Genomic DNA, 25845 nt, shown 5'->3' on the forward strand with positions numbered 1-25845 from the left:
GTTCACGGGTTGCGGCGGCGGCGGGCCTGCAGGACGGCGCCGCCGGCGAGGACGGCGACCAGTGCGCCACCGGCGATCAGCCCGATGTCCGGGCCGCCGCCGTGGGCGGGGGAGGTGCCGCCGGCGGCCGGTGCGGCCGCGCCCGCGGCGCCGACCTGGTCGGCGCAGCCCGCCGTCGGGTACCCGGCGATGGCGCACAGCAGCCCGTTGGTGTCGTACCGCAGCGGTGGCGCGACGGCGGCCAGCACCTCGGCCGAGGTGGCGCGCGGGGCGACGACGGCGCACGCCGTCCGCGGCTCGGGCACCGCCCCGGCGGCCGGTCCGGCGTCGTCGGCGGTCCCGAAGTCCAGGACGACGGCCACCCGCTTGCGGCCGTCCTGCGCGGGGGTCTGCGCACAGATGTCCGCGAAGCTCCCGGCCGTCCGCGGCCTGGCGGCGTCCTGCCCGCCGTCCGGACTCACCGCGAACCGCCACCCGTCCACGGCCCCGTCGGGCGGCACCGCGATCGCCGGGCCCTGCTGCTGGTAGGCCCACCCGCCGTCGGCGCCGCGCCAGAACGACCAGTACCGGTACCCGGCCGCCTCGGCGGGCGCCGCGCCGGCGAGCACCAGGAGCGCCCCGAGCAGCGGCAGGAGCAGCACGGCGAGGCGCCCGCGCGCCCGCCCGCGACGCGGGGTGGCGCCGCCGGTGGCGGCCGCTCCGGGCCGGGCGGGCCGGGGGTGGCGGGTCGGGAGCATCAGAGGTTCGGGTTGCGCTTGCGCTGGAGGCTGAGCAGGAGGCCGCCGCCGATGCCGACGAGGAGGCCGATGCCGATGAGCCAGTACTGGCCGATGCCGTCGTTCTCCTTCTTCGCCGGGGTGGCCTCGTCCGTGGCGGGGGCGGTGGCCTTGGGGGCGGGGCCGAGCGCGGTCAGCTTGCCGGTGAGGTCGGCGGTGGGGCGGTGGTCGGCCTGGGCGACCAGCAGGAGGGTGGCGGTGGCGGCGGCGTCGGTGCCGTTCTTGGTCCAGGTGGCCTCCTGCGCGTCGAGCCAGTCGGCGGCGTCGGTGGCCTGGTCGGGGTGGCCGCTCTGGATGAGGGAGAGGGTGGCCCAGGCGGTGGCGGTGTAGTCGGGGCTCGGGGCGGCGCCCGGGGTGGTGAGGGTGAGGTGGTTGCCGCCGCTCGTGAGCTGGGCGGCGAGGTAGGCGCCGACGGCCTCGCCCGCTTCGGCGTGCGGGACGGTGGTGGGTGCGGAGCCGTCGGCGCAGGCGAGGGGCTTCGGCTCGGCGTCGGCGCGGACCGAGTTGGCGACCGGCAGGTGTCCGCCTGCGGCGGCGAGCGCGGCCTGGCCGCCGGCCAGGGCGTTGGGGGCGAGGGCGCCGGTGGCGGGGTCCGGCTGGTAGGCGAAGGCCCCGCGCTGGTCGGCGGGGGCGGAGCAGCCGAGCTGGAAGCGGGCGAGGCCGTCGAAGGCGTTCTTGCCGGCACCGCCGGGCCCGGCCTTGGCGACGCTCGCCGGGTCGGTCCGGGCGGCGAACAGCGCGTTGACGGCGAGCCCGGTGGAGTTGGCGTCGCCCGGGCTGCCCGGGTTGTAGGCCCAGCTGCCGTCGGCGTTCTGGTTGGCCTTGAGCCAGGCGACGCCCTTGTCGACGGCCGGCTGGTGCCCGCCGAGGGCGACCAGGGCCTGGATGGCGACGGCGGTGGCGTTGCTGTCCTCGGTCTTGGGGTCGCAGGCCGTGCCGGCCGCCCGGTAGGAGGGCCAGCCGCCGTCCTCGCACTGCTGGCCGGTGAGCCAGCCGACCGCCGAGTCGGCGGGGGTGACCTTGGCCGCGGAGAGCGCGGTGAGCGCCAGCGACTGCCGCCACACGCCGTCGTACGTCGGGTCGCTCTTCCCGTACAGGCCGTCGGGGGCGGCGGCCGGGGTCGGCGAGGGGCTGTCGGCCAGGGCCGGTCCGGCGGCGACGCCGGCGAGCAGCGCGGCGGACAGGGCGGCGGCGCCCAGGCGGGCGGCGGTCAGCATGGTGCGGTGGTGCCTTTCGGTGAGCGGTGGTGGCCCGGGCGGGCCGTTCCGTAGTCCTCGACGGTTCCGGGCGCGTGCGTCCGGACCGGCCGCTCGCCCCGCCCCGGGTGCTCCGACTCGTCCGGCGACCAGAAGGGCCGGGCTCACGGTTGCGGGGTCAGTGCCGGATTCCCACCGGCTTCCCCCGGGGGAGGAGCGGGATGGAGTTGTGGTGCCCGTCGACTCTAACCGCCGGAGCGGGCGGACCACCGCGCCGCAGCAGGAACAGGTTCCAGTGGGAGGGCTCTCCGGCGTCGCCGGGGCGACGGTCCGCGGTGCCCCGCCGCGGTCACGGCAGGGTGAGCAGCCGCGCCGCCGTGCGCAGGTCGGCCCGGACCTCGGCGATCGAGGCGCGCCCGGAGAGCCAGGCGACGAGCGCCGAGTGCCAGGTGTGCTCGATCACCCGCACCGCGGCGCGCTGGCTCTCGCTGGGCGGGCCGGACTGGCCGATCGCGTCCAGGATGAGCTGCCCGGTGGCCACGCTGACCTGGTCCACCTCGGCGCCGACCGAGCGGTCCGCGAAGGACAGCGCCCGGACCATCGCCTCGGCCAGCAGCGGCTCGCGCTGCAGCGCGTGGAAGGCCCGGGTGAGGGTGTCGGCGACCCGCAGGGCCGGTTCCGCGTCGGTCGGCGGGTGGCGCCGGATGTGTTCGTGCAGGCCCTGCAGCTGTTCCAGCATCACCGCGACCAGCAGGTGGACCTTGGACGGGAAGTACCGGTACAGCGTGCCGAGCGCGACCTGGGCGCTCTCCGCGACCTCCCGCATCTGCACCGCCTCGTACCCGCCCCGGGCGGCCAGCGCGGTGGCGGCCCGCAGGATCCGACGCCGGCGCTCGGCCTGCCGCGTGGTCAGCGGCGGCTCGCCGGGCCGGGGCGTGACGGGGGTCGGGGTCAGGGGCTCGGTCGACGGCGGCAAAGGTGCTCCCGGGCAGGCGAGAGTGGCGGTGTGCTCACATGGTCGGCAGGGTCGGCGTGGCGGGAATCACCAGCCCTGACACCTGAGGAAAAGCTACGGGCCGGTATCTTCGAGGTCTCTCATTGTTCACGTGGTCGATGACGAGTTCCACATCCACTGAAACCTGATCTACTTTAGCGACCGGCAGCACAGATAGCAGCTAGAGATGAGGGCCCAGGATGACCGCGCAGCCGCTGCGGATTGCCCTGCTGTCGTACCGCGGGGACCCCTTCTGCGGCGGTCAGGGCGTGTACGTACGGCACCTCTCCCGTGAGCTGGCCAGGCTCGGCCACCACGTGGACGTGATCGGCGCCCAGCCCTACCCGGTGCTGGACGAGGTCGAGGGCCCCGGTTCGGTGCGCCTGGTCGAGCTGCCCAGCCTGGACCTCTACCGGGCCGACGACCCCTTCCGCACCCCGGCCCGCGGCGAGTTCCGCGGCCCGGTGGACGCGCTGGAGTTCGCCACCATGCGCACCGGCGGCTTCCCCGAGCCGCTGACCTTCTCGCTGCGCGCCCGCCGCCACCTGGCCGCCCACAAGGGCCGCTACGACGTGGTGCACGACAACCAGACCCTCGGCTACGGCCTGCTGGGCCTGGCCCGGCACGGCTTCCCGCTGGTCACCACGATCCACCACCCGATCACCGTGGACCGGCAGTTGGAGCTGGACGCGGCCACCACCCGGCTCAAGCGCCTCTCGCTGCGCCGCTGGTACGCCTTCACCCGGATGCAGCGCCGGGTCGCCGCCCGCCTGGACCACGTGATCACCGTCTCCGGCACCTCGCAGCGCGAGATCGCCGAGCACCTGGGCGCCGCGCCCGGCGCGATCTCGGTGGTGCCGATCGGCGCCGACACCCGGCTCTGGTCGCCCTCGGACGCGGTCGAGCGGGTGCCCGGACGGATCGTCACCACCTCCAGCGCCGACGTCCCGCTGAAGGGCCTGGTCTTCCTGGTCGAGGCGCTGGCCAAGGTCCGTACCGAGCGGGACGCCCACCTGGTGGTGGTCGGCAAGCCGCAGAAGGAGGACGGGCCGGTGGCCGAGGCGGTGCGCCGCTTCGGGCTGGCCGGGCACATCGAGTTCCGCAGCGGCCTGACCGACCAGGAGCTGGTCGACCTGTACCGCTCGGCCGAGGTGGCCTGCGTCCCGTCGCTGTACGAGGGCTTCTCGCTGCCGGCCGCCGAGGCGATGGCCACCGGCACCCCGCTGGTCGCCACCACCGGCGGGGCGATCCCCGAGGTCGCCGGACCGGACGGGGAGACCTGCCTGGCGGTGCCGCCGGGCGAGGCGGACGCGCTGGCCGCGGCGCTCGGCCGGCTGCTGGACGACCCGCAGCTGCGCGCCGCGCTCGGCGCGGCGGGCCGGGAGCGGGTGCTGGCCCGGTTCACCTGGGAGCGGGCCGCCGAGCTGACCGCCGAGGCCTACCGCGCGGCGATCGCCACCGGCGTCGGCGCCCGGGCCCGTTCCGGGCCGGGCTGGCGGTACGTGGCCTAGCCGCCGGGGTCGGGTCGGCAGCCCGGCCGGGTGTGCCGACGCGGAGCGCCGCCCCGGGGCGCGCGCCGCCCGACGAAGCGTGACGAAGCGTCAAGGACGCTTGGTAGCAATAGGAATGGGAGTCCTGCAGTGCTGACCGTCGATTTCTCGCGCTTCCCGCTCGCCCCCGGCGACCGGGTGCTCGACCTGGGCTGCGGCGGGGGCCGGCACGCGTTCGAGTGCTACCGCCGCGGCGCCAACGTGATCGCCCTCGACCAGAACACCGAGGAGATCGCCGAGGTCAAGAAGTGGTTCGCGGCGATGGAGCAGGCCGGTGAGGCCCCCGAGGGCGCGTCGGCGGTCGCGATGGAGGGCAACGCGCTGGCCCTGCCGTTCGAGGACGAGTACTTCGACAAGATCATCATCTCCGAGGTGATGGAGCACATCCCCGACGACAAGGGCGTGCTCAACGAGATGTTCCGCGTCCTCAAGCCGGGCGGCCTGCTCGCCGTCACCGTGCCGCGCTGGCTGCCCGAGAAGATCTGCTGGGCGCTGTCCGACGAGTACCACGAGGTCGAGGGCGGCCACATCCGGATCTACCGGGGCGACGAGCTGCTCGACAAGCTCAAGGACGCCGGCCTGGAACCGTACGGCACCCACCACGCGCACGCGCTGCACTCGCCGTACTGGTGGATCAAGTGCGCGGTCGGCGTGAACAACGACAAGGCGCTGCCGGTCAAGGCCTACCACCAGCTGCTGGTCTGGGACATCGTCGGCACCCCGGTGATCAGCACCCTCACCAAGGCCGCCGAGCGGGCGCTCAACCCGGTCATCGGCAAGAGCTTCGTCGCGTACGCCTCCAAGCCGAACCGCGCCCCGGGCGGCGCGGCGTGACCGCCGCCGTCCCCGAGGTGCTGCTCCTCGACGGCGTGCTCGACGCCGAGCAGGCCGCCGACACCGTGCGCAGCATCCTCGCCGAGCAGCGCCCCGACGGCGCCATACCCTGGTTCGCCGGCCACCACCTGGACCCCTGGGACCACACCGAGGCCGCGATGGCCCTCGACACGGCCGGCGAGCACGCCGCCGCCGAGGCCGCCTACCGCTGGCTCGCGGCCAACCAGAACCCGGACGGCTCCTGGTACGCCGCCTACACCGACGGCGTCGTCACCGACCGGGCCAAGGAGAGCAACTTCTGCGCCTACGTGGCGGTCGGGGTCTGGCACCACCACCTCAGCACCGGCGACGACGCCTTCCTGGAGTGGATCTGGCCCGTCGTCCGGCGCGCCCTGGACTTCATCGTCTCGCTGCGGCTGCCCGGCGGCCCGATCGCCTGGCGGGTCGCCGAGGACGGCGCCGCCACCGAGGAGGCGCTGCTCACCGGCTCGTCCAGCATCCTGCACGCGCTGCGCTGCGGCCTGGCCGTCGCCGACTACCTGGAGGAGCCGCAGCCCGACTGGGAGCTCGCGGCCGGCCGGCTGCGGCACGCCATCGCCCACCACCCCGAGCGGTTCCTGGACAAGGACCGCTACTCGATGGACTGGTACTACCCGGTGCTCGGCACCGGCCTGCGCGGCGACGCGGCGGTGGCCCGGATCGAGCGGGACTGGGAACGCTTCGTCGTCCCCGGCCTCGGCGTGCGCTGCGTCAGCGACCGCCCGTGGGTGACCGGCGGCGAGAGCGCCGAGCTGGCCCTGGCGCTCTGGGCGATCGGGCAGTCCGACCGCGCGGTGGACGTCCTGCGCTGGATCCAGAAGCACCTGCGGCACGAGGACGGCTCGTACTGGACCGGGTACGTGTTCGAGGACGACGCGATCTGGCCCGAGGAGCGCACCACCTGGACGGCCGGAGCGCTGCTGCTCGCGGTCGCCGCCCTCGGCGGGGACCCGGCGACGGTCGCGGTCTTCGGCGGGGACCAGCTGCCCGCCGGGCTGGTGGTCCAGGACTGCTGCTGAGCGCCCGCCCGTCCGGATGGGCGCCCGCCCGTCCGGAACGGGTGCGGCCCGGGCGCGGGAACCGGGAAGCGCGGGTACGGCGAAGCGCGGATACGAGGAAGCGCGGATACGAGGAAGGGGCGGGACCGGAGAACCGGTCCCGCCCCTTCGCCGTGTGTCCGGGACGTCAGCCGCGCTGGATGCCCGTGGTGTCGGTCAGCACGCCCTGGGTGCCGTCCGCCAGCTGCGCGACCAGCGCGGTGCCGCGCTGCTCGACGGCCAGGTACCAGGTGCCGGGCACGACCTCGCCGATCGGGGCGCCGGCCGGGTTGTCCTTCGGGGCCAGCTGGCGCGGGGCCGGGACGGCGAACCAGTACGGCTGGAAGTCCGCAGCAGCCGGGGCGGCCTGCTGCGCGACCGGGGACGGCTGCGGGGCCGGGACGCCGGCGTCCTGCGGCTGGCCGGGCTGCGGCTGGCCGGCGGCCGGGAAGCCGTAGCCGCCCTGGGTGCCGAACGCCGGGTCGTGGCCCTGGGCCGGGTAGCCGTACTGCTGGCCGGGCTGGCCGGGCGCACCCGGGTGGCCGGGCTGACCGGGGACCGGGTAGCCGCCCTGGTAGGGGACGGCCGGGCGGTCGGAGGTCAGCGGGGCCTTCAGCGCGGGCACCAGCGGGCCGGCCGCGGCCGCACCGGCGAGCACGATCAGCGAGATGAAGCCGAGCCAGGCGCCGAAGCCGTGGCTGACGCCGTTGCCCGACACGCCGCCGCCCAGCGCCCAGATCGAGGTCCACAGCGCGGCGACGGAGAAGGCGATGCCCCACTGGTCCAGGCGCAGACCGAGCACCTGGCGGTTGGCCGCGTTCTGACCCTGGAACCGCTGCGCCAGGATCAGCGCCGCGGCGGCGATGCCCAGCAGGTAGATCGAGGGCAGGATGGGGAACAGCTGGGTGCTCCACGCGTTCTGCGAGGCGTCGGGCGGGCAGTACCGGCCGCTGCAGTCCAGGGTCCAGTAGGGCAGGAAGGAGGCGATGAAGAGCAGGACGGCCGCGCCCGCGACGGCGGCGTCTCCCCTGGTGAGAGCGCGCAGATTCACTAACGTTCCCCTCGTTGACGTGTCGTGGACGGTGCTTCGTGCGGTCGGGCTGACCGGCCGAAACTCCCGAACGGACCAGAAGCCTAGGCCCAACCGTCCTGTCGGCGCACGGCGGGACCGGGAATGGGGCGAAGTCGTTGCAAACCGCGCGGGCCGAACGGAACCCCGTCCACCGCGCTGCGCGGCTCAACTTCCGCCACTGGGCCTTCGGATCTTCTATTGAGTCGTCAGGAACGCGGTGAGCGCGTCGGCGATCCCCTGGGCCGCCTGCTGGCGCCACTGAGGGTCCGTCATCCGCTTCGCGTCCGTCGAGTTGCGCATGTTACCGCACTCGATGAACACCTTGGGGACACCGGACAGGTTGAGCCCGCCCAGGTCGGACCGGGTGTCCAGGCCCTGGTTCGCGATGTAGTCCGCGTACGGCTCGCCGGTCGCGGCGTGGAAGTGGTCGCGCAGCAGCAGGCCGAGCCGGTGCGAGGGTTCGACGATCGCGGAGTTGTCCGCCTTCCCGGCCACCACCTTCGCGGGCATGATCACGTGGAACCCGCTGCCGCTCGCCGGGCCGCCGTCCCCGTGCACCGAGACCGCGACGTCGGCGTGCGCGTCGGCGCCGGCCCGGGCGCGCTCGTCGATGCACGGGCCCCAGGGGCGGTCGCCGTCCTGCACCAGCACCACCGTGGCGCCCCGGGCGGCCAGGAGGGCGCGGGCCCGGCGGGAGACGTCCAGGGTGTACTCGGCCTCGGTGTAACCGGCGTTGGTCTCGGTCCCGGTGGTGTCGCACTCCTTGCGGGCGTTGCCGATGTCCACCTGACGGTTGATCTCGGCGGAGTGCGCGCCGTTGCCGGGGTTGTGACCGGGGTCGAGGAGGACCGTCCTCCCGGCGAGGCTGCCGGCCGCAGCGGCGGCGCTCTGCGCCGGAGCGGCCGGGGCCGGTACGGCCGGGGTCGGCAGCTGGCTCGGGGCCGCGGTGGGCGCCTCGGCCGCCGGGGCAGCGGAGGTCGGCGCCGGTGCGACGGGCGGGGTGAGCGGCGCCGTGCCGTCGGCGGCGTCCGACGGCGTGCCTGCGGCCTGCGCCGTGTCCGGGGCGGCGGCGGGAGCGGACGCGGCGGACGTGGCGCCCGCCGGGCCGGAGTGGTCGAGGGCCTGCCAGCCGAACCACCCCGCCGTGCAGAGCGGAACGGCCGCGGCCACCACCGTGGTGACGCGCAGCAGGGCGGAACGGCGGGGCGGTCGGGGGGCTGTGCCGGTCACGGGTGGGTCAGATCCTGTCCTGGGTGAGCGGGGTCAGGCCGTAGCTCTTCGCGATCGGGTTCCACTTGTTCATGAAATCCGACTTCGCCTGCGTGGCCTGCGGGTTGAGCTCGTCCGCGTGCTTCTTGTCCTGGGTCGTCGGGGCCCGGCCGGAGCAGCCCTGGGCGGCGACGGTGCGCGCCCAGGCCGCGTACGCCTTGTCTATCTCGGCGGACAACTGCCACGCCGACTTCAGCGAGTTCAGCGCGTCCGCCCCGCCCGGCACGTCCGTGAGGCTCAGGTTGGCGAGCTTGGCCAGCAGCGCGGTGCGCTGGGCGGCGCCGTTGTCGAAGGTCTGGGCGGCGCTCGCGATGTCGGCCTTCGACGGGCAGCTGCTCACCTTGGCGACGGCGCTGCCGATCGGGGCCTTCGCGTTCTCGCCCTCGCTGAGCACGCCGTCCAGCGCCTGCGCCTGGGACTGGGCGTTGGGCCCGGCGCCGGTCGCGGTCGGGGACGGCGCGGCGGTGGGCGAGGCCGGGGCGCTCGCGCCGCCGCTCGGCGCGGCGTCCGTGCCGGCGGGCGCGGGGACGGGCTGCGGAGTGCCGCCACCGGTCGCGGGGGCGGAGGCCGGGGCCGGCGACGCCTGGCCGGTCTTGTCGTCGCCCCTGGCGGCGAACAGCAGGCCGCCGCCGATCGCCAGCACCAGGAGCAGCGCGAAGCCGATCAGCAGCGGGGCCTTGCGGTTGGTCGGGCGGTCCCCCTGCTCGTCCTCGTACGAGTAGGCGGTCGGATAGTCGGGCGGAGGGCCGGCCGGGTGGCCGGGCTGGGCGCCGTACGGGGGCTGCGGCGGGGCGGCCGGGGGTCCGGGGTAGCCGTAGCCCGGCGGCGGCTGGTGCTGCGCGGTCGCGTGGGCGGGGAAGGGCGAGGCAGCCGGGGGAGCGGCGGGCGGCTGCGGGGCGGCGGCGCGGGGGATCGGGGCGGTCGGCGGGTCGAAGCCGGGCGCGGTCGCCAGGTACGGGCGGGCGCCCAGCGGCGGGCCGTGGTCCTCGTCCGAGCCGGGCCCGGCGGGCGGGACGACCCGGTCGAGGCGCGGGTCGACGGGGGCCTGCGGGGCGGCCGGGGACTGCGGGCCGACGGGGGCCTGCGGGGCTCCGGGAGCGGGTTCGGCACCGGCCGGGAGCTGCGGGCCGCGCACCCAGCCGCCGGCGCCGCCGCGCGCGGTCGGGTCCCAGACCGCCGGAGCGGTGTTCTGCTGGTCCGTCATGTCGCTGCTGGCCCCCACCGTCCGCCGATGCTCTGCCTGGTGCTGCGCGGCCACCGTACCGTTCGAACCCCCGCCCGACAGCCCCGGCACGACGTTAGAGCATCGGCGCGGGGCCGTGGGGCGGCTCGGGGGATCTGCGGCGGCGGGGCCCGGCGGGGCGGCGGGGGAGGGCCCGCGGGAGGGGCCCGTGAGGTCAGCGGGCGGAGCGGCGCAGGACGCGCAGCGAACCGGTCACCGAGACCTCCTCGAAGCCCTCGGCGAGCGCCCGCAGGTACACCCGGTACGGGGCCTGGCCGCCGTCCGCGGGGTCCGGGAAGACGTCGTGCACCACCAGCAGGCCCTCCGGCGCCAGGTGCGGCACCCAGCCCTCGTAGTCGCCGGTCGCGTGCTCGTCGGTGTGCCCGCCGTCGATGAACACCAGGCCCAGCGGGCGCCCCCAGAGCGCCGCGATCCGCGGCGAGCGGCCGACCAGCGCCACCACGTGCTCCTCCAGCCCGGCGGCGTGCAGGGTGCGGCGGAACCGGGGCAGGGTGTCCATCAGGCCGACCTCCGGGTCGACCAGGGTCGGGTCGTGGTACTCCCAGCCGGGCTGCTGCTCCTCCGAGCCGCGGTGGTGGTCCACGGTCAGCGCGAGCGTCCCGGTCTCGCGGGCCGCGGCCGCCAGCAGGATCGCCGAGCGTCCGCAGTAGGTGCCGATCTCCAGCACGGGCAGGCCGGTGTCGCGGGCCGCGGCCACCGCCGCCGCGTACAGCGCGAGCCCCTCGTCCACCGGCATGAACCCGGTGGCCGCCTCGAACGCCGCCAGCACCTCGGGCGCCGGGCGGGCGCTCTGCAGCAGGTCGGACATGCGGTGCTCCTCGGGTCGGATCAGGGGACGGGCGTGCTGGGACCTTACTCGACGGTAGCGCCGGTGGCGTCGGCGGGCCGTCCGCTCCGGGGCCGGTCCGGGGGCGACGGCCCGGCCCCGGCCCAGCCCCGGACCGGCTCAGCCCGCGAGCAGCTCGGCCGCGATCCGCGCGCGGTGCGGGGCGAGCTCGGCGGCGATCGCCGCGCCCTCGGCGGCGGAGACGCTGACGGCGGCGGGCCGGGCGCCGGCCTGCCGGATCACGGCGATCCGCAGGTGGGTGGGCGGGTGGGAGGAGTCCACCGCGGCGCGGTCGCGCGCGCTCAGCCGGAGCAGACGCTCGTGCTCCGTCGCGGGGACGGAGGCGAGGTGCTCGCGCATCCGCTCCCAGAGCGCCTCGGGACCGCGGGGCGGCTCCGGGACGGCCGGGCTCCGCTGCCCGGGCTGCTCCGAGGCCCGTGCGGACTGCCCGGGCTGCTCCGGGGGTTGCCCGGGCCGTTCGGCGGTCCCGCCCCGGCCGCGGCGGACCGTCCGGGGCCGCCTGCGCTCCTCGGCGCGGATCCGGCTCACCGCGGTGCCCGCCGAACGGCTGAGCAGGAGCGCCGTCAGCATGCCGTGCGCCGCCTCGCTGCCGCCGACCCGGGCGGCGAGGGCGTCCGCGCCGTACTCGGCCTGCTGGCCGGCCCGGGAGGTGAGCCGGTCGAACAGCAACAGGCCCTGGTACATCAGCCAGGCGACGGCCCGCAGCACGGCCGCGCCGAGGATCGCCCCGAGCTTGACCAGCAGCGGAGTGCCGTCGTAGCGCGGCCCGTCCGACTCGCCGACCTCGACCGCGGACCCCCAGCCGCCGTTCCGGCCGCCCCGTGCCAGGTCGTACCAGACCGCGAGCGTCGAGACGGCGCTGTGCAGCCAGAGCGAGCGCCGGTGGTCGCCGTTGACGCGGTGGCCGAACTCGTGCCCGAGCAGGGCGATCCGCTGCCGGTCGTCCAGCGTCTCCCACAGCGGCAGGCCGACGGTGAGGACGGCCCTGCGCCGGAGCCCGACCAGGCCGTACGAGGCGTTGAAGTCGTCGTCGACCACGATGACGTCCGCCGGGGCGGCGCCGACCTCGGCGGCCACCCGGTCCGCCAGCCCGAACAGCGCGGGCGCCCGCGTGCGGTCGAGGACGTCCTCGCCGCGCGGCACCCGGCCCAGCCGCGGCCGCAGGGCGAGGACGATCACCAGGACGACCGCACCCGCGCAGCGCTGCAGGGTGGTGCCGGCGACGACCAGCAAGACCCCCAGGCAGCACAGGGCGAGGGTGACGAGGTGGATCAGACCGGCCGCGACGGAGGCCAGCAGCCAGTCGCGCCGCGCGGTGGGGGACGGCCTGCCTTCGAGCTGGTCCTCGAACAGCCGGTCGGAGCGGGCGGCGGCGGCCCGCTCGCGCCGAGTGGGTTCCGGGGCGGCGTCCTCACCGGGGACCAGGTTCCAGTCACAGCCCGGGCACCAGGCGGTGAAGCGCGGGTCGGAGGTCAGCTCGGCATCGCACCGGGGGCACGGTGCGCCGTGGCCGGTTCGGTCGGACGGTATTCGGGTGGGATTCGGCACGTCGGTGATCATGACGTGCTCCCGTGGTGGACGGGCAGCGAATTTCCACAGTTCTGCCGCACCGTTGTTGTGGAACCCGTCCTCCTGATGTTGCGGAGGTCATGCCACAATCGCCCCGTCCGAGGATCCACTCCGTGTCATCCGATGCATACAGGGAGCAGCACCATGCGCGCAGCCGTCCTGCACAAGACCGGCCAGGACACCCTCGACGTCCGCGAGGACGTGACCGCGGTCGGCTTCAGAAGAGGCAGTGTCCGGGTCCGGATGCGCGCCGCCAGCCTCTGCCACTCCGACCTCTCCGCGATGAGCGGGGTCCTGCCGCAGCCCGCGCCGTTCGTCCCCGGGCACGAGGGTGCGGGTGACGTCGTCGAGGTCGGCGAGGGCGTGACCGGGCTGCGCGTCGGCGACCGCGTGGTGCTCTGCTGGATGGCCCCCTGCGGCAGCTGCGACCACTGCGTGCGGGACCGCGGCCACCTCTGCGTCGCCAGCCTGCGCCGGCTCGGCGCCCCGGGCTTCCGCATCGAGGAGGGCGGCGTCATCGCCTCCGGCTTCTACGGCACGGGCGCCTTCGCCGACGAGGTCGTGGTCTCCGCCAACGCCCTCGTCAAGGTGCCCGCCGACCTCCCGTACGAGGCCGCCGCGCTGATCGGCTGCGGGGTGACCACGGGCATAGGCGCGGCGGTGAACACCGCCGAGGTCGAGCCCGGGGCGTCCGTCGCGGTCATCGGGGCGGGCGGCGTCGGCGTCGCCACCGTGCAGGGCGCCCGGGTCTGCGGCGCCGGCCGGATCACCGTCGTCGACCCGGTCGCCTCCCGCCGTGAGCGCGCCCTCGCCTTCGGCGCGACCGAGGCGATCGCCCCCGAGGACCTGAAGGCGGTGGCGAAGAAGCTGCCCGGCGGCGGCTTCGACTACGTCTTCGAGGCGGTCGGCCGCGCGGCCACCGTCCGGGCCGGCTACGACGCCGCCCGGCGCGGCGGCGCGGTGGTCGTCATCGGCGCGGGCGCCCAGGACGACCTGGCGCAGTTCACCATGGGCGAGCTGTTCTTCAACGAGAAGCGCCTGCTGCCCTCGCTGTACGGCGGCGCGACCGTCGGGCGCACCATCGCGCTGGTCGTGGACCTCTGGCGGGCCGGGCGGATCGACCTCGACGGCATGATCACCCACCGGGTCGGCCTGGCGGACGTCAACGACGCGATCGCGCAGATGCGCAGCGGCGAGGCCCTGCGGACCGTCGTGACGATGGACTGACGTCCCCGCGTTCCGATGTCCTGATGCGTCATGATGCGCTGAGGGGCCGGCGCTCCGGCGCCCGCACGGACGAGGGCCCGCCAGGGGAGCGCTGCTCCCCTGGCGGGCCCTGTCGCGTGGTGCGGGTGGATCAGCCCTGTGCCGCCGCCGCGCGGTGGCGGCCGTGCGGGTCGGACTCCGGGGTGTCGTCTGCGGCGGAACGGCCGCGGTGGCGGCCGTGCGCGGCGGTGTCCTCGGCCGTCTTCTCGTCGGCGTCGGTCCCGTTGGCCGCGGGTCCGGTGGTGTCGGTGAGGGTGTCGGACATGAGAAATCGTCTTTTCCGTGCGGAGGGTGCAGGTCATCGGCGCCCGGCCGGCGCCGCTGGCGCACGGTCGGGGCCCCGATCGGGCGCTCGGTACGCGCCCGTAGCCGGTGATCGCGGCCCGTGCCCCGGCCACCATAACGGCCGGAACGGACGAGATCCTATCGAGATCATGACGCGAGCCCCGGGCTGGTCCGGGGCGCCGAACCGAGCCAGTGACCGACCAGCTCGCGGTAGAGCCGGGACAGCACCTGCAGATCGCCGTGCCGGGCCAGCAGGCCGCGCCCGCCGTCCAGCAGCAGCACCCGGTCCGCGCGCAACGCGGAACTGATGCGGTGTGCGACGACCACCAGCGTCCCCGGGCGGGCGGCGAAGGCCCGCTCGACCCGCTCCTCCGCGACCGGGTCCAGGTGGCAGGTCGCCTCGTCCAGCACGACGACCGGGGCGGGCGACAGGTACGCCCGCACCAGCGCCAGCAACTGGCGCTCACCTGCGGAGAGTTCACTCGGATCGAGTAGCGCGGCGCCCGGCCCGCCGAGGCGCGCCACCAGCCCCTCCGCGCCCAGCAGCGCCACGGCCGCGGCCAGCCGGTCGTCGGTGACGTCCGGAGCGAGCCAGGCCAGGTTCTCCCGCACCGAGCCCGGGAACACGTACGCCTCCTGCGGGACCAGCGCCACCGGCCCGCCCGGCTCCGGCCGCACCCCGCCGACCGCCACCCACCCGGCCGTCGGCACCACCACCCCGGCCAGCAGCGCCGCCAGCGTCGACTTGCCCGCCCCGCTGGGCCCGACCACCGCCACGTGCTCGCCGGCCCGGACGGCGACGTCGATCCCGTCCAGCACCGGCACCGCGCCCTCGCCGTGCCCGAAGCGGACGCCGGCCAGCCGGATGTCGGGGGCACTGCCCGCGGGCCCGGGCCGGTGGGGACGCCCCGGGGTGGTGGCGTCATGCTCGGGCGCGGGCCTGCCCGGTGGTGGTTCGGGAGTCCGGGCCGCGGCTGGCCGGCTCGGCCCGGCTGCGTCCGCGGCTGCCGTGCGGCGGTGCGCTGCGGGTGCCGCGCCGCTCGGGGCCCGGTCGGAGGTGGCGGCGGTGCACCGGACGCCGGTGTACCGGACGTCGGTGTCATCCCGGGGGTTGGGCGAAAGGGGCTGCGCGGTGGCGCGGGCGGCGTCGTGGGGCCGGTCGGCGGTCGTCGTCGTGGCCAGGCGGTCGAGGACCACGGCCAGGTCGAGCAGCCAGCCGCCGACCGTACCGGCGAGGGTCCGGACGGCCGGGTCGAGTTGCTGGACCACGTAGGTGGCGACGCCGAGCAGTTCGCCCGGGGTGAGGGCCCGGTGCGCGAGCAGCCAGGGGGCCGCCGCGAGGACGGCGAGGACCGGCAGCCGCCCGCCGACCGCCACGACGAGCGCGCGCAGTGCCGATGCCCGGCCGAGTGCCCGGGAGGCGGCGGCGCTCGCGTCGGCCGCTCCGAGCAGTGCCCGGGCGACCTCGTTGCCGGTGCCGGTGGCCTGGACGTCGCGCAGCCCGTGCAGCGCGCGTCCGGCCTCGGCGGCGAGCCGTTCCTCGGCCAGCACCACCGCCCGCCTCCGCGCCACCATCGGGCGCAGCAGCCGGACGAAGAGCAGTCCGGAGACGGCCAGCGGCAGCAGGACCAGCGGCAGTACGGCGGGCGCGAGCAGCGTCAGGCCGATCAGTGCGGCGACCAGGGTGACCCCGACGCCGCGCAGGGTGCGGAGCAGGGTGGCGGTCAACTGCCGCGCGGATTCGACCTGTTCGGTGAGCCGGGCGATGTCGGCCGGATCCGCGGTCGGGCGCGCGAGCGCCCGGCGGACCACCCGCTCGACCAGGGCGTCCCGCAGCGGCTCCACCACGGCGGCGAGGTGCGGGAACCCGGCCCGCGTCGCGAACGCCCGGACGGCCATGGCGGCGCCGAACCCGCCCGACCAGGCGAGCCCGACGCCGGGGCGTCCGGCCAGGAACCCCTGGTCGACGGCGGCCGAGACGAACAGTCCGGACACCAGTGGCGGCAGGGCCTCCACCCCGGACCACGCGAGCATCCGCACCAGCGGCCCGCGGGTGGCCGCCAGTTGCCGGAACAGCAGCCCCCAACCGGGCGGGGCGTCGGGCGTGGAACGTCGGCCCCGCCGACTTCCGGCGCGGGCGCGGGCGGGCGCCTTCGGCGCCGGGCTGTCCGTGCGTCCGGACGGACGGCGGTGCGCACGGCGGTGCCGGTGCGGCGCGGTGGCGGGGCCCCGCGGCGTGGAAAGTCGATGTCGCCGACTTCCTGTGGAGGGGAGCGAGGTGGGCTGCATGGCTGGTCGGCTGAACCGGCTTTCTGTGAGAGGGACGGCCCGGCGGGCGCGAACGCGGAGCGGGAACGGCGATCCGACGTGGGAAGTCGGACCCGCCGACTTCCCACGCGGGCCGTCACCCGGCGGCAGCGGCCCGCAGGGCGGTGTCGGCGAGGGTGGCGCGGTAGTCGGGGTGGGTGAGCAGGGTGGTGTGCGGGGCCAGGGCGCGGAGGCGGCCGGCGTCGAGCCAGGCGACGAGGTCGGCACGGGCGGCGACGGCGGCCCGGTGGGCGACCACCAGCCGGGTGCGGCCGCGGGTGGCGCGGTCGAGGGCTTCGGTGACCTCGTACTCGGTGGCGAGGTCGAGGCCCGAGGTCGCGTCGTCCAGGACGATCACCCGGGCGGGCCGGGCCAGCAGCCGGGCGAGCCCGAGGCGCTGCAACTCGCCTCCGGAGAGCCGGAGTTCGTCGAGCGGGGTGTCCCAGCCGGACGGCAGCCGCCGCAGGAAGCCGTCCGCCCGGGCGGCCCCCGCCTCGGTCGGGCCGGCGCCGGCCAGCGCGTCGCGCACGGTGCGGCCGACCAGCGCGGGCCGGGCGAAGGCGTAGCCGACCGCGTGCCGCAGTTCGGTCGGCGCGAGGGTGCCGACCGGGACGCCGTCGATCAGGACGGTGCCCTCGTCGGGGTCGCGCAGTCGTCCGGGGAGCGCGGCCAGCAGCGACTTGCCGGAGCCGGAGCGACCGACCAGGGCAACCGTGCGGCCGCCGGGGACGGTGAGGTCGAGCGGCCCGAGCAGCACCCGGTCGCCGTCGCGCACCACCACGCCCCGCAGTTCGACCTGCCCGGGGCCGCCCGCCGGGAGCGCGCCCGCACCGCAGGGGGCGGGCGCGAGTGCCAGCAACTCGTCGACCCGGGCCTGCCCGGCGCGCGCGTGGGCGACCCCGACCAGCGCCTCGACCTGCTCGAACAGTCCCGCGCCGAGTGCCGCCCAGCCGGCCGCCGCGGCGAGCGCGCCGGGGGCGAGGGCGCCGTCGGCGAGCAGGGCGCCGGCGGTGGTGAGCACCGAGACCTCGACCAGGGCGATCAGCAGGGTCGCCTGCCAGGCGGTGCGTCGCTGGGCCGCCCAGAGCGCGTGCCCGGCCGCCGAGAGCTCCGGAAGCGGCGCCAACACCCGTGTGGCCTCGCGCTGTTGGGCTCCGGCGGCGTGGATGCTGCGCAACCCGCCGAGGGCGTCGCTCAGTCGGGCGGCGAGGACGGCCTGGGCCTCCTGGTAGCGGGCGAACGCCGGCCCGGCCTGCCGCAGGAAGAGCCGGATCAGCACCACGCCGGGCACCACGCCCGCGAAGAAGGCGAGCGCCAGCCACGGTGACAGCACCCCGAGTCCGACGATCGCGCCGACCGAGGTGAGCAGCGCGGTGGCGGCGCCGAGGACGGCGGGCAGGCGTCCGCCCGCGGCGCCGGCCGAGCCCAGCAGGCGGGCGGCGAGGTCGCCGGGCGGTGGTCCGCCGTGCAGCCGGCCGCCGGGCCCGAGGGCGAGCAGGTGGCGGACGAGGCGGCCGCGCAGGGCGGCGGTGACCTCGGCGGAGCAGGCCGGTCCGGCCGCCGCGGCGGTCGCGTCGGCGGCGGCGGCCGTGCCCAGGACGAGGGCGAGCAGCAGGAGGGCACCGGGTCCGGAGCGGCGGCCGAGGGCGGCGTCGACGGCGCCGGCGAGTGCGGCGGGGAGCGCGAGCGTGCCGGCGGCCCCGGTCGGCAGGGCGAGGCCGAGGGCGAGGGTCCAACCGGTGGGGCGGCGGGGCAACCGGGGGCTCCCGTCGGAGAGTCGGAGAGTCGGAGACGGCGTGTCGGAAACGGAACGGCGGAGACGGCGTGTCGGAACGGCGGCAAGCCCGCCGCAGGCAGGCGCGAGGCCGGCCGGAAGAGGGCGGGTGCCGCCCCCGCCTGTCCGGACAGGCAGGAGCGGCACCCGGTGACTACCGCCCGATCAGGGTCGGCCGAGCCGCCGGGTCAGCTGACCGTGAACAGCAGGCAGGTCAGGATGAGACAGGTGTACTGGCAGCCGTTGCCGTGGCCGGTCAGCTCGACGGACTCGGTCTCCGGCAGGTCCTGCAGAGCCGCGAGGTCGGTCTCGAAGTCCACCGTGTTCTCCATGTTCGTTTCCTCCCCTTGAGGTCACGCCCGCCGCGATCTGCACGCGGGCGTCGGGTATCGCCCCCGGACGGCCTCCATCCACCGTGCCGGGGGTGTGCCCCGGGCCTCGACGGGCCCGGGAGTCTGTGGGGTGCGGGGGTGCGAGGTGCGGGGCGGCTCAGCCCGGCCGGCCGGTCCGCAGGAACGCGGCCAGCAGCTCGTGCAGCACGGCGGCGCCCTCCTCGGCGAGCACCTCGTGCCCGGAGCCGGCCGCCTCGACGTACCGGAAGTCCTCGCCCTCGATCCGGCCGATCCGCAGCAACTCGTGCCGCAGCGAACGGGATTGACTGACCGGGACGACCTCGTCCCGGTTGCCGTGCACCACCAGCAGCGGTGCGCTCAGCCGGTGTGCGAGCTGCAGCACGTCGCGCGGGCCGCGGGCGTCGGCGATCGGTTCGCCGCCGCCCAGCCGGGTGGTCAACGCCCGTACGGGGGGCGCCGCTTCGGCCAGCAGTCGGGCGCCGGACAGGAACGGGGCGACCACCGCGCAGCGGGCGACCTGGTCCGCGGGTGCGTGCGCGGCCGCCAGCAGTGCCAGGAACGCGCCGTAGCTGACCCCGAACAGGGCGGGCGGCTCCAGGCCGAGTGCGGCCCGCTGGCCGGCGATGCCGTCCAGCAGGTACAGCACGTCGTCCAGGTCGGGCCCGCCCCAGGCGCCCCGGATGGCCAGCGCGTGCGCCACGCCGTAGCCCGTGGAGCCGCGCTGGTTGGGGGCGACCACCGCCAGGCCCTCGGCGGCCATCCGCTGCAGCGCCGGGTCGAACTCCAGCCGCCAGGCGTCGGCCGGGCCGCCGTGCAGCGCCAGCACCAGGTGCGGGCTGCTCAGCCAGGCGTCGCCGCCGTACACCACGGCCTCCAACGGGCCGGCCGGGCCCGCCAGTTCGAGGCTCTGCGCGGGCTGCCAGCGGCCGCCCTCGCCGGGCGGGGTGCTGCCGTCCAGTCGCCAGCCGGGCGGCGGGGTCCGGACGGTGCGCACCTCGCCGGGCTGCCAGGGCAGTGCGGTGTCCCGCCACGGACCGGGCAATCCCGAGGCCAGCGGCGCGAGTTGCAGCGGCAGCGGCATCGGGCCGGTGCCGTTCGGCACCGGGCCGTGCGCCAGCAGCGCGTCCACGTCCAGGGTGGCCAGAGCCGTCGGGTGGTCGGGCGAGGAGTACGGCAGCCGCAACCCCGCCGCGTCCCAGTGCCCGACCGCGCCGAGCCGCCCGGGCGGCACCGGCACCGGGTCCAGCCGCCCCGTGGCCGGCCGCCACAGGGCGAGCGCGGACCCGGCGCCGTGGTCGATCTGCACCGCGACCCGGGGGCCGTCCGCCGCCTGGTGAAGGGCGACCGGCCGCAGGAACATGCCGGCGACGTGCAGGCACTCGGGGAACCGCAGCGGCTCGCCGCCGCCGAGGACGCCCCAGCCGAGCCGGTCGGTGCCTGGGGCGTCGCTGCGCACCATCGCGAACCGGCTGTCCGGGTCGAACAGCACCAGGCGGTCGTTGCTGCGCTCGCCGATCTCCAGCAGCGGGGTGGTGGTGCCGCTGCGCAGGTCGAGGACCACGCTGCGGACCAGGCCCGCGTTCACCCGGTCCAGGGCGAGCAGTGCGCCGGTGCGGTCCAGCCAGGTGCCGCCGCCGTGCAACCCCGGGATCTGGGCCACCGGTTCGGGCGCGCTGCCGTCCGCCCGCACCAGCCAGGCGGTGGTCGCCGGGCGGGTGTCGGTGCCGAGGGCGACCGCCACCGGGGTCCGGGGGCCGAGGCCCTCGGGGGGCACCGGGAGTGGCAGCAGGCGCAGCCCGGCCATCCGGAGGGAGGCCAACGGCTGTTCCACGGTGGTGGTTTCGCCGTAGTGGAGGCGGACCAGGTCGTGTCGGTCGCCGTCGTGTCGGCAGACCAGCACCGAGCCGTCCGGCAGGGCGACCAGCTGGGAGCGCAGGCTCTCCGAGCGGTTGCCGGACAGCGGCAGCGGTAGCGGCGCGGCCGGGGTGCCGTCCTGTGGCAGCCGCCAGCTCTCCACGTACCAACCGCTGTCGGCGGACGCGGCCAGGCAGGCGGCGTGGCTGCCGTCGGCGGCGAAGGCGTAGCTCAGCCGGCGCAGGGCCTGGGTCACGGTCCGGGTGGCCACGTTCATGCTCCGCTCACCCCGCTTCCACCGGGCGGGAGTCCGGGTGGGAGTCCCGGCGGGGCCGGGTCCAGCCAGAGCCGGGGGCCGCCGTGCCGCAGTCGCAGCAGGAAGGCCAACGGGCCTGCCGTGCCGGTTCCGTAGGCGGGGGCGCAGCCGGTGCCGGTCTCGTCCGGGAGGACCAGGAGGCCGTCGCGCAGGGCTGCCCGGGTGGCCAGGAGGGTGGCCACCTGCTCGGCACCGGTGCGGAACTCGGGATCTCCGGTGGCCTCGGCGAGGTCCAGCAGGTACTCGCCGTCGCCGGCCAGGCCGTGGCAGGCGCTCGCCCCGCCGTGCCAGCGGGCAGCCAGTACGGCGCGGCCGGCGGCGCGGGCCAGGTCGAGCGCCTCGGTGTCGCCGGTGGCGCGCCAGAGCCGCAGCAGGAAGCTGCCCGCGCCGGAGGAGCCGCTGCACCAGTGGGCGAGCCGGATGTGCGCCGGGTCGCCGGCGCTCTGCGGCCACCAGGCGGTCCCGCGGTCGGCAGCAGCCCGTCCGCCGCTCCGCCCGTCCTCGCCGTCCGGGCCCGCTCCCCAGCGGACGGTGGCGGCGAGCGTGCGCCCGGCCTCGGCGGCGCCGGCGAGCAGGGCGTCGTCGCCGGTGGCCCCGGCGGTGGCCAGCAGGAAGGCGCCCACGCCCGCCACGCCGTGGGCGAAGCCGAGGTGGGTGATCCCGGCGAGCGCCGAGTCGAAGTCCGCCGGTACCGGCCAGACCGTTCCGTACGGTTCGCGGCGGGCGGCGGCGAGCAGTGCGTGGGCGCCGCGGGCGGCCCGGTCGAGGAAGCCGGCGGCGTCCGGGCCGGGGGCGTGGGCGCCGGGCGCATCGACGGCGGCAGCGCCGAAGTCGTCCGCGGCGAAGCGCAGTCGGGTGAATCCGGCGCCGGCCGCACCGTGGCAGACGTCGGGGTTGGGCCATTCGACCGCGATCCGGTGGGCGAGCCCGGCGGCGCGGTCGGCCAGTGCGGCGTCGCCCAGCACCCGGGCGGCGTCCAGCAGCGCCCAGGCCGTCCCGGAGCGCCCGAAGTGCAGCCCGGGCAGCACCACCGGCTCGGCGGCGACGCGCCGTTCGATCCAGTCGGCCGCGGTCCGGGCCGTCCGTGCGGCGTCCGTCCGGACGTCCTCCGGCAGCCCGTCGGCCGCGACCGCCCGTGCCAGGACGGCCAGCACTCCGGCGGCGCCGTGCTGGACGTTGCACGGATCGGTCCGCTCGCCGGCGGGCACCACCGGCCAGAGTCGGTCCCGTCGCTCCGGGGTGGCGGTCGCGGCGATGTGCCGCAGGCCGTCGCCGAGGAGGCGGTCACCCAGGAGGCGGTCACCCAGGAGGCGGTCACCCGGCGGACCGTCGCCCAGGAGGTGGTCGCGGCGGGCGGCGTCGCCGCGTGCCGGGCCGGTGCCCGGCCGGGCGGGCGCGTGCCACAGGGGCGTGACCAGGGCGGGCCGGGCGGCGCGGCCGGCGTCGGAGTCCTGCGGCGCCGCGCCCTCGCGCAGCGCCTCCCGCACCCGGGCGATTGCCCACCGCTGCTCCGGATCGTCGGCCCGCAGCCCGAGGACGGCCGGTGCCAGGCGGCGCGCGGTGGTTCCCGTCCGCGCGGCGAGGACGAGCCAGCGGCCGAGGCGTTCGGCGACCGGGCGGGCCTGCGGGAGGTCCTCCGGCAGGAGCGGGTCGTGGCCGGTGGCCAGCAGGAAGAGCAGACCGCCGAGGGCGTACAGGTCGACGGCCGGGTCGGCGACGCAGCTGCCGGCGGGGGCCAGGCGGCCGGGTCCGTGTTCGGGGGCGCGGTAGCCGGGGGTGCCGGCCGATCCGGCGGTCCGGCCGGCCTCGGCGGCGAGTTCGAGGTCGACCAGGCGCAGGGTGCCGTCCGGGCGGACCATGACGTTGCCGGGGGAGAGGTCGCGCAGCACCAGGCCCTGGGCGTGCACCCGCTCGACCAGGTCGAGGAGGGCGTGCGCGACCGGTCCGGCCTCGGCCCAGTCGACGTCGGGGCTGCCGTCGCGGCGCAGCCGGGCGGCGACCCAGCTGCTCAGCGGCTCTCCGGCGATTCGTTCCTGCACCAGGAAGACGGAGTCGTCCTGTTCGATCAGTTCGACGGCGCGCGGCGCCAGGCCCTGCCCGGTCAGGCGGTCGAGCAGCGCGGCCTCGTGCCGCAGCGCGTCGCGGGCGTCGGTGCCCGCGCGGTCGACCTCGATGTGCGCCCGGGCCTGCTTGACCACGACCTCGGCGCCGCTGGACGCCTCCCGCCCGAGGAACACCCCGCCCTTGGCGCCGTGCCGCACGGCGGCGGTCACCGCGTACCGCCCGGCCAGCAGCACGCCGCTCCTCCGCTTCCCGCGCCCGGCGGCTTCGGAGTGCGGCGCCGGCTCGGGCCGCGGAGTCGCTTGGGACTGCGCCGAAGCTTCTGACCGCGCCGCGGCTTGGGACTGCGCCGCCGCTTCGGACCGCGTCGCCGCCTCGCTGCGCAGTGGGTCCCGCACCCAGCCCGGCGCCCGGTACGACCCGCCGCGCACGTCCTCGGCCCGCTCCCCACCGGGCCCGCGCAGCACCGACCGGTACTCCCCGTCGTTGCCGAGCTCCGCCGGCAGCGCGAACGCGCCGTACCGGTAGTGCACCCGGCTCCCGGGCCGGTACGGCCGGTCGGAGAGCACCACCGGCCCCGGCAGCCCGGCGGTGGCCCGGTCGAGCTCGGCCGCCAGCCGCTGGAACTGCGCGTCGTCCGCCGGGTAGACGGTGATGAACTTGCCCGCCGAACCGCGGTCGCTGTTGCGGGAGTTGAGTTCGCTCAGCCGCTCCTGCGCGGCGGCGAACTTGAAGCTGCACGGGTCCGCGGCGAGTATCCGGACGACCGCCGAGAGCACCTCCTCGCCGGCCATCGACGCCGCGCTGACATGGAGCTTCCACCCCTGCTCGGGCGGGGGAGAGGACGCGGACGGCCTGGCCGTGCACCAGAAGCCGCCGACGGTGACGTCCCAGTCGCCGTCGCCTCCCCGGCCTCCGGCGCCGGCCAGCGCCGCCCGCGTCGTCTCGGGCCACGAACCGCCCGCATGCGGTTCGCGGCGCGCCGGTCCCCGGCCCCCAGCAGCACGCAGCGATGTGCCCGCGCTCATTCGCCACCACATCCCTTCGTCGGTTGCTGCCCCTCCAGGGGCGGTGAGGACGACGCCTCGGCGGGGCCAGGGGGCCCGCGCCGGCGGGGTGCCCGCCCCGCAGGCCCGCCGGGGCGACTGGGGCAACTCCCGTTCGCAGGACTGAAGTTAGTTTCGAGAAAACCGGCGGCTCAACGCACAGCCGGTCACTTCACTCGTAAGGGTGATCCAGGGGCGGTTTCGAATTCGTACGAGAGCCCTGGTGTGTGCAGCGGGCGCCGGGCGTGCGGGTGCGCACGGCCCGCGCGGGGCTGTCCGGGCGCCCCCCGTCGCAGGTTGACGCGCATCCGTGCGCCGACGGCACCCGCGTCCGAAGCCCTCCGCGAGCCGTTCGAACACCGCGCCGATCCGACGCCGACACCCGCGCGGCCTCGCCACCGCGCCCGGCCGAGCCCCGCCGGCACCTGCACCGACGCCTGCACCGACACCCGCGTCCGCCGCCGGGGCACCCCGCGACCGCCCTGTTGCCGCCCCGGCACCCGAACGGCCGAGGCCCGATCGCCCCCGCGCGCACGGTAGTCTCGACAGGTGCCGAAACTGTCCGACGTCATCACCGCGCTCGAAGAGGTCTACCCGCCGCAGTGGGCGGAGTCCTGGGACGCCGTCGGCCTGGTCTGCGGAGACCCTCAGGCCGAGGTCAACCGCGTGCTGTTCGCCGTCGACCCCGTCCAGGCGGTCGTCGACGAGGCCGTGGAGTGGGCCGCCGACCTCGTGGTCACCCACCACCCCCTCTACCTGCGCGGCACCACCAGCGTCGCCGCCACCACCTTCAAGGGCCGGGTGGTGCACACGCTGATCACCAACGGCATCGCCCTGCACGTCGCGCACACCAACGCCGACCACGCGGACCCCGGCGTCTCGGACGCGCTCGCCGAGGCGGTGGGCCTGCGGGTGACCGGTCCGCTGGTGCCGGACCCGACCGACCCGCTGGGCCGCCGGGGCTCCGGCCGGATCGGCCTGCTGGAGCCGCCGCTGCCGCTGTCCGCGTTCGCCGCGCGGGTCGCCGAGGGCCTGCCCGCCACCGCCGCCGGCGTCCGCGTCGCGGGCGACCCGAACCGGCTGATCAGCCGGGTCGCGGTGTGCGGCGGCTCGGGCGACGGCTTCCTCGCCGAGGTGCGGGCGGCCGGCGTCGACGCCTACGTGACCGCCGACCTGCGCCACCACCCGGCCTCCGAGGCCGCCGAGGCGGCGCCCGTCGCGCTGGTCGACGCCGCCCACTGGGCCACCGAGTGGCCCTGGCTCGGCCTGGCCGAGCGCGCCCTGCAGTCCGCCGCCGACAAGCACGGCTGGACCGTGGAGACCAAGGTCTCCCACCGGGTCACCGACCCGTGGACCGCGCACGCCCCCATGTCCTTCACCGCCTGACCCGATTCACAGGAGCTCCCCGCTTGAACGCCGCGCCCGCCGACCAGATCCGCCTGCTCGACCTCCAGGCCATCGACTCGAAGCTCGACCAGCTGGCCCACCGGCGCCGGACGCTGCCCGAGCACGCCGAGATCGACAAGGCGACCGCCGACCACACCGCCCTCAAGGACCTCGTCGTCGCCGCCGAGGCCCAGAAGGGCGACACCGCCCGCGAGCTGACCAAGGCCGAGCAGGACGTCGAGCAGGTCCGCGCCCGTGCCGCCCGCAACCAGCAGCGCCTGGACTCCGGCGCGATCACCTCGCCGAGGGACCTGGAGAACCTCCAGCACGAGATCGGCTCGCTCGCCAAGCGCCAGGGCGACCTGGAGGACGTCGTGCTGGAGATCATGGAGCGCCAGGAGAGCGCCAAGAGCCGGGTCGAGGAGCTGTCCGCCCGCCTGGAGCACTCCACCGTCGTCCTCAACGAGGCCGAGGGCCGCCGCGACGCCGCCTTCGCCGAGATCGACGGCGAGGCCGACAAGGTCAAGCGGGACCGCGAGACGGTCGCCGCGGTCATCCCGGCCGACCTGCTGAAGGTCTACACCAAGCTGCGCGAGACCCAGGGCGGCGTCGGCGCGGCCCGGCTCTACCAGCGCCGCTGCGAGGGCTGCCGCACCGAGTTCTCGATCACCGAGGTGAACGCCATCAAGGCCGAGCCGGCCGACAAGGTGGTCCGCTGCGAGAACTGCTCGCGGATCCTGGTCCGCACCGCGGACTCGGGCGTCTGAGCCG

General features: G+C 76.5%; 20 protein-coding genes and 1 riboswitch. Of the genes, 6 read left to right on the forward strand and 14 right to left on the reverse strand.

The features are described from left to right. Positions 1–2: 2 nt before the first annotated feature. The 3 genes from ACIRST_RS12855 to ACIRST_RS12865 all read right to left on the reverse strand — a co-directional run bounded on the left by ACIRST_RS12855 (position 3) and on the right by ACIRST_RS12865 (position 2948). A complete protein-coding gene (locus ACIRST_RS12855; RefSeq protein WP_402802264.1) occupies positions 3–737 on the reverse strand; it encodes an SCO2322 family protein in 735 nt (244 codons plus the stop codon). Continuing rightward, on the reverse strand, positions 737–1993 hold the full coding sequence (locus ACIRST_RS12860; RefSeq protein ID WP_350523256.1) for a prenyltransferase/squalene oxidase repeat-containing protein: 1257 nt from the start codon (positions 1991–1993) through the stop codon (positions 737–739). The genes ACIRST_RS12855 and ACIRST_RS12860 overlap by 1 nt, the downstream gene beginning before the upstream one ends. A 105-nt stretch (positions 1994–2098) precedes the next feature. Further along, a riboswitch (cobalamin riboswitch) is annotated at positions 2099–2178 on the reverse strand. Positions 2179–2321: 143 nt separating this feature from the next. Then, complete coding sequence (locus ACIRST_RS12865) at positions 2322–2948, reverse strand: TetR family transcriptional regulator (protein WP_350523257.1); 627 nt, start codon at positions 2946–2948, stop codon at positions 2322–2324. 218 nt (positions 2949–3166) lie between these two features. On the opposite strand from ACIRST_RS12865, the gene ACIRST_RS12870 reads away from it, so the two are divergent. From ACIRST_RS12870 to ACIRST_RS12880, 3 genes are all read left to right on the forward strand, one after another. Then, positions 3167–4477 carry a glycosyltransferase family 4 protein gene (locus ACIRST_RS12870; RefSeq protein ID WP_350523258.1) on the forward strand — a complete coding sequence of 437 codons (1311 nt, stop codon included), beginning with the start codon at positions 3167–3169 and terminating at the stop codon, positions 4475–4477. 129 nt (positions 4478–4606) lie between these two features. After that, the gene (locus tag ACIRST_RS12875) at positions 4607–5350 is read left to right on the forward strand and encodes a methyltransferase domain-containing protein (protein WP_350523259.1); all 744 of its coding nucleotides are present in this window, start codon (positions 4607–4609) and stop codon (positions 5348–5350) included. Next, positions 5347–6408, forward strand: coding sequence for a prenyltransferase (locus ACIRST_RS12880; RefSeq protein ID WP_402802267.1), 1062 nt, complete (start codon positions 5347–5349; stop codon positions 6406–6408). Before ACIRST_RS12875 ends, ACIRST_RS12880 begins: the two co-directional genes overlap by 4 nt. A 166-nt stretch (positions 6409–6574) precedes the next feature. Here ACIRST_RS12880 and ACIRST_RS12885 read toward each other — a convergent pair whose 3' ends face one another. The 5 genes from ACIRST_RS12885 to ACIRST_RS12905 form a co-directional block, all read right to left on the reverse strand. Then, positions 6575–7477, reverse strand: a complete 903-nt coding sequence (locus ACIRST_RS12885; protein WP_396550898.1) for a hypothetical protein — start codon at positions 7475–7477, stop codon at positions 6575–6577. A 216-nt stretch (positions 7478–7693) separates the two neighbouring features. Then, entirely contained in the window at positions 7694–8728 is a 1035-nt protein-coding gene (locus tag ACIRST_RS12890; protein WP_402802269.1) for an N-acetylmuramoyl-L-alanine amidase, read from the reverse strand. A gap of 7 nt (positions 8729–8735) precedes the next feature. Beyond that, positions 8736–9971, reverse strand: coding sequence for a hypothetical protein (locus ACIRST_RS12895; RefSeq protein ID WP_402802271.1), 1236 nt, complete (start codon positions 9969–9971; stop codon positions 8736–8738). A 193-nt stretch (positions 9972–10164) separates the two neighbouring features. Further along, positions 10165–10818 carry a class I SAM-dependent methyltransferase gene (locus ACIRST_RS12900; protein WP_396550894.1) on the reverse strand — a complete coding sequence of 218 codons (654 nt, stop codon included), beginning with the start codon at positions 10816–10818 and terminating at the stop codon, positions 10165–10167. Positions 10819–10956: 138 nt separating this feature from the next. Further along, positions 10957–12417, reverse strand: a complete 1461-nt coding sequence (locus ACIRST_RS12905) for a M48 family metalloprotease (RefSeq protein WP_402802274.1) — start codon at positions 12415–12417, stop codon at positions 10957–10959. Positions 12418–12570: 153 nt separating this feature from the next. On the opposite strand from ACIRST_RS12905, the gene ACIRST_RS12910 reads away from it, so the two are divergent. Continuing rightward, the gene (locus ACIRST_RS12910) at positions 12571–13653 is read left to right on the forward strand and encodes an alcohol dehydrogenase catalytic domain-containing protein (RefSeq protein ID WP_350523265.1); all 1083 of its coding nucleotides are present in this window, start codon (positions 12571–12573) and stop codon (positions 13651–13653) included. Positions 13654–13783: 130 nt separating this feature from the next. Here the strand turns inward: ACIRST_RS12910 and ACIRST_RS12915 are convergent, their stop codons facing one another. The 6 genes from ACIRST_RS12915 to lanL form a co-directional block, all read right to left on the reverse strand. Beyond that, positions 13784–13957, reverse strand: coding sequence for a hypothetical protein (locus tag ACIRST_RS12915; RefSeq protein WP_350523266.1), 174 nt, complete (start codon positions 13955–13957; stop codon positions 13784–13786). A 167-nt stretch (positions 13958–14124) separates the two neighbouring features. Beyond that, positions 14125–16011 (reverse strand): ATP-binding cassette domain-containing protein, encoded by a 1887-nt coding sequence (locus tag ACIRST_RS12920; RefSeq protein ID WP_402802276.1) that lies wholly within the window; start codon positions 16009–16011, stop codon positions 14125–14127. A 370-nt stretch (positions 16012–16381) separates the two neighbouring features. Beyond that, complete coding sequence (locus ACIRST_RS12925; RefSeq protein WP_402802278.1) at positions 16382–18040, reverse strand: ATP-binding cassette domain-containing protein; 1659 nt, start codon at positions 18038–18040, stop codon at positions 16382–16384. 206 nt (positions 18041–18246) lie between these two features. Beyond that, positions 18247–18390: a VenA family class IV lanthipeptide gene (locus tag ACIRST_RS12930; protein WP_158835523.1), complete on the reverse strand. Its 144-nt coding sequence runs from the start codon at positions 18388–18390 to the stop codon at positions 18247–18249. A gap of 157 nt (positions 18391–18547) precedes the next feature. Then, positions 18548–20542: an alpha/beta hydrolase family protein gene (locus ACIRST_RS12935; RefSeq protein ID WP_402802281.1), complete on the reverse strand. Its 1995-nt coding sequence runs from the start codon at positions 20540–20542 to the stop codon at positions 18548–18550. Further along, complete coding sequence (lanL, locus tag ACIRST_RS12940) at positions 20539–23670, reverse strand: class IV lanthionine synthetase LanL (RefSeq protein ID WP_402802284.1); 3132 nt, start codon at positions 23668–23670, stop codon at positions 20539–20541. Before lanL ends, ACIRST_RS12935 begins: the two co-directional genes overlap by 4 nt. Positions 23671–24237: 567 nt before the next feature. On the opposite strand from lanL, the gene ACIRST_RS12945 reads away from it, so the two are divergent. Both ACIRST_RS12945 and ACIRST_RS12950 read left to right on the forward strand, forming a co-directional pair. Next, positions 24238–25074, forward strand: coding sequence for a Nif3-like dinuclear metal center hexameric protein (locus ACIRST_RS12945; protein ID WP_402802286.1), 837 nt, complete (start codon positions 24238–24240; stop codon positions 25072–25074). 23 nt (positions 25075–25097) lie between these two features. After that, positions 25098–25841, forward strand: coding sequence for a C4-type zinc ribbon domain-containing protein (locus ACIRST_RS12950; RefSeq protein WP_350523272.1), 744 nt, complete (start codon positions 25098–25100; stop codon positions 25839–25841). Positions 25842–25845: the final 4 nt, after the last annotated feature.

Source organism: Kitasatospora sp. NPDC101447 (assembly GCF_044767225.1).
Classification (GTDB): Bacteria; Actinomycetota; Actinomycetes; order Streptomycetales; family Streptomycetaceae; genus Kitasatospora.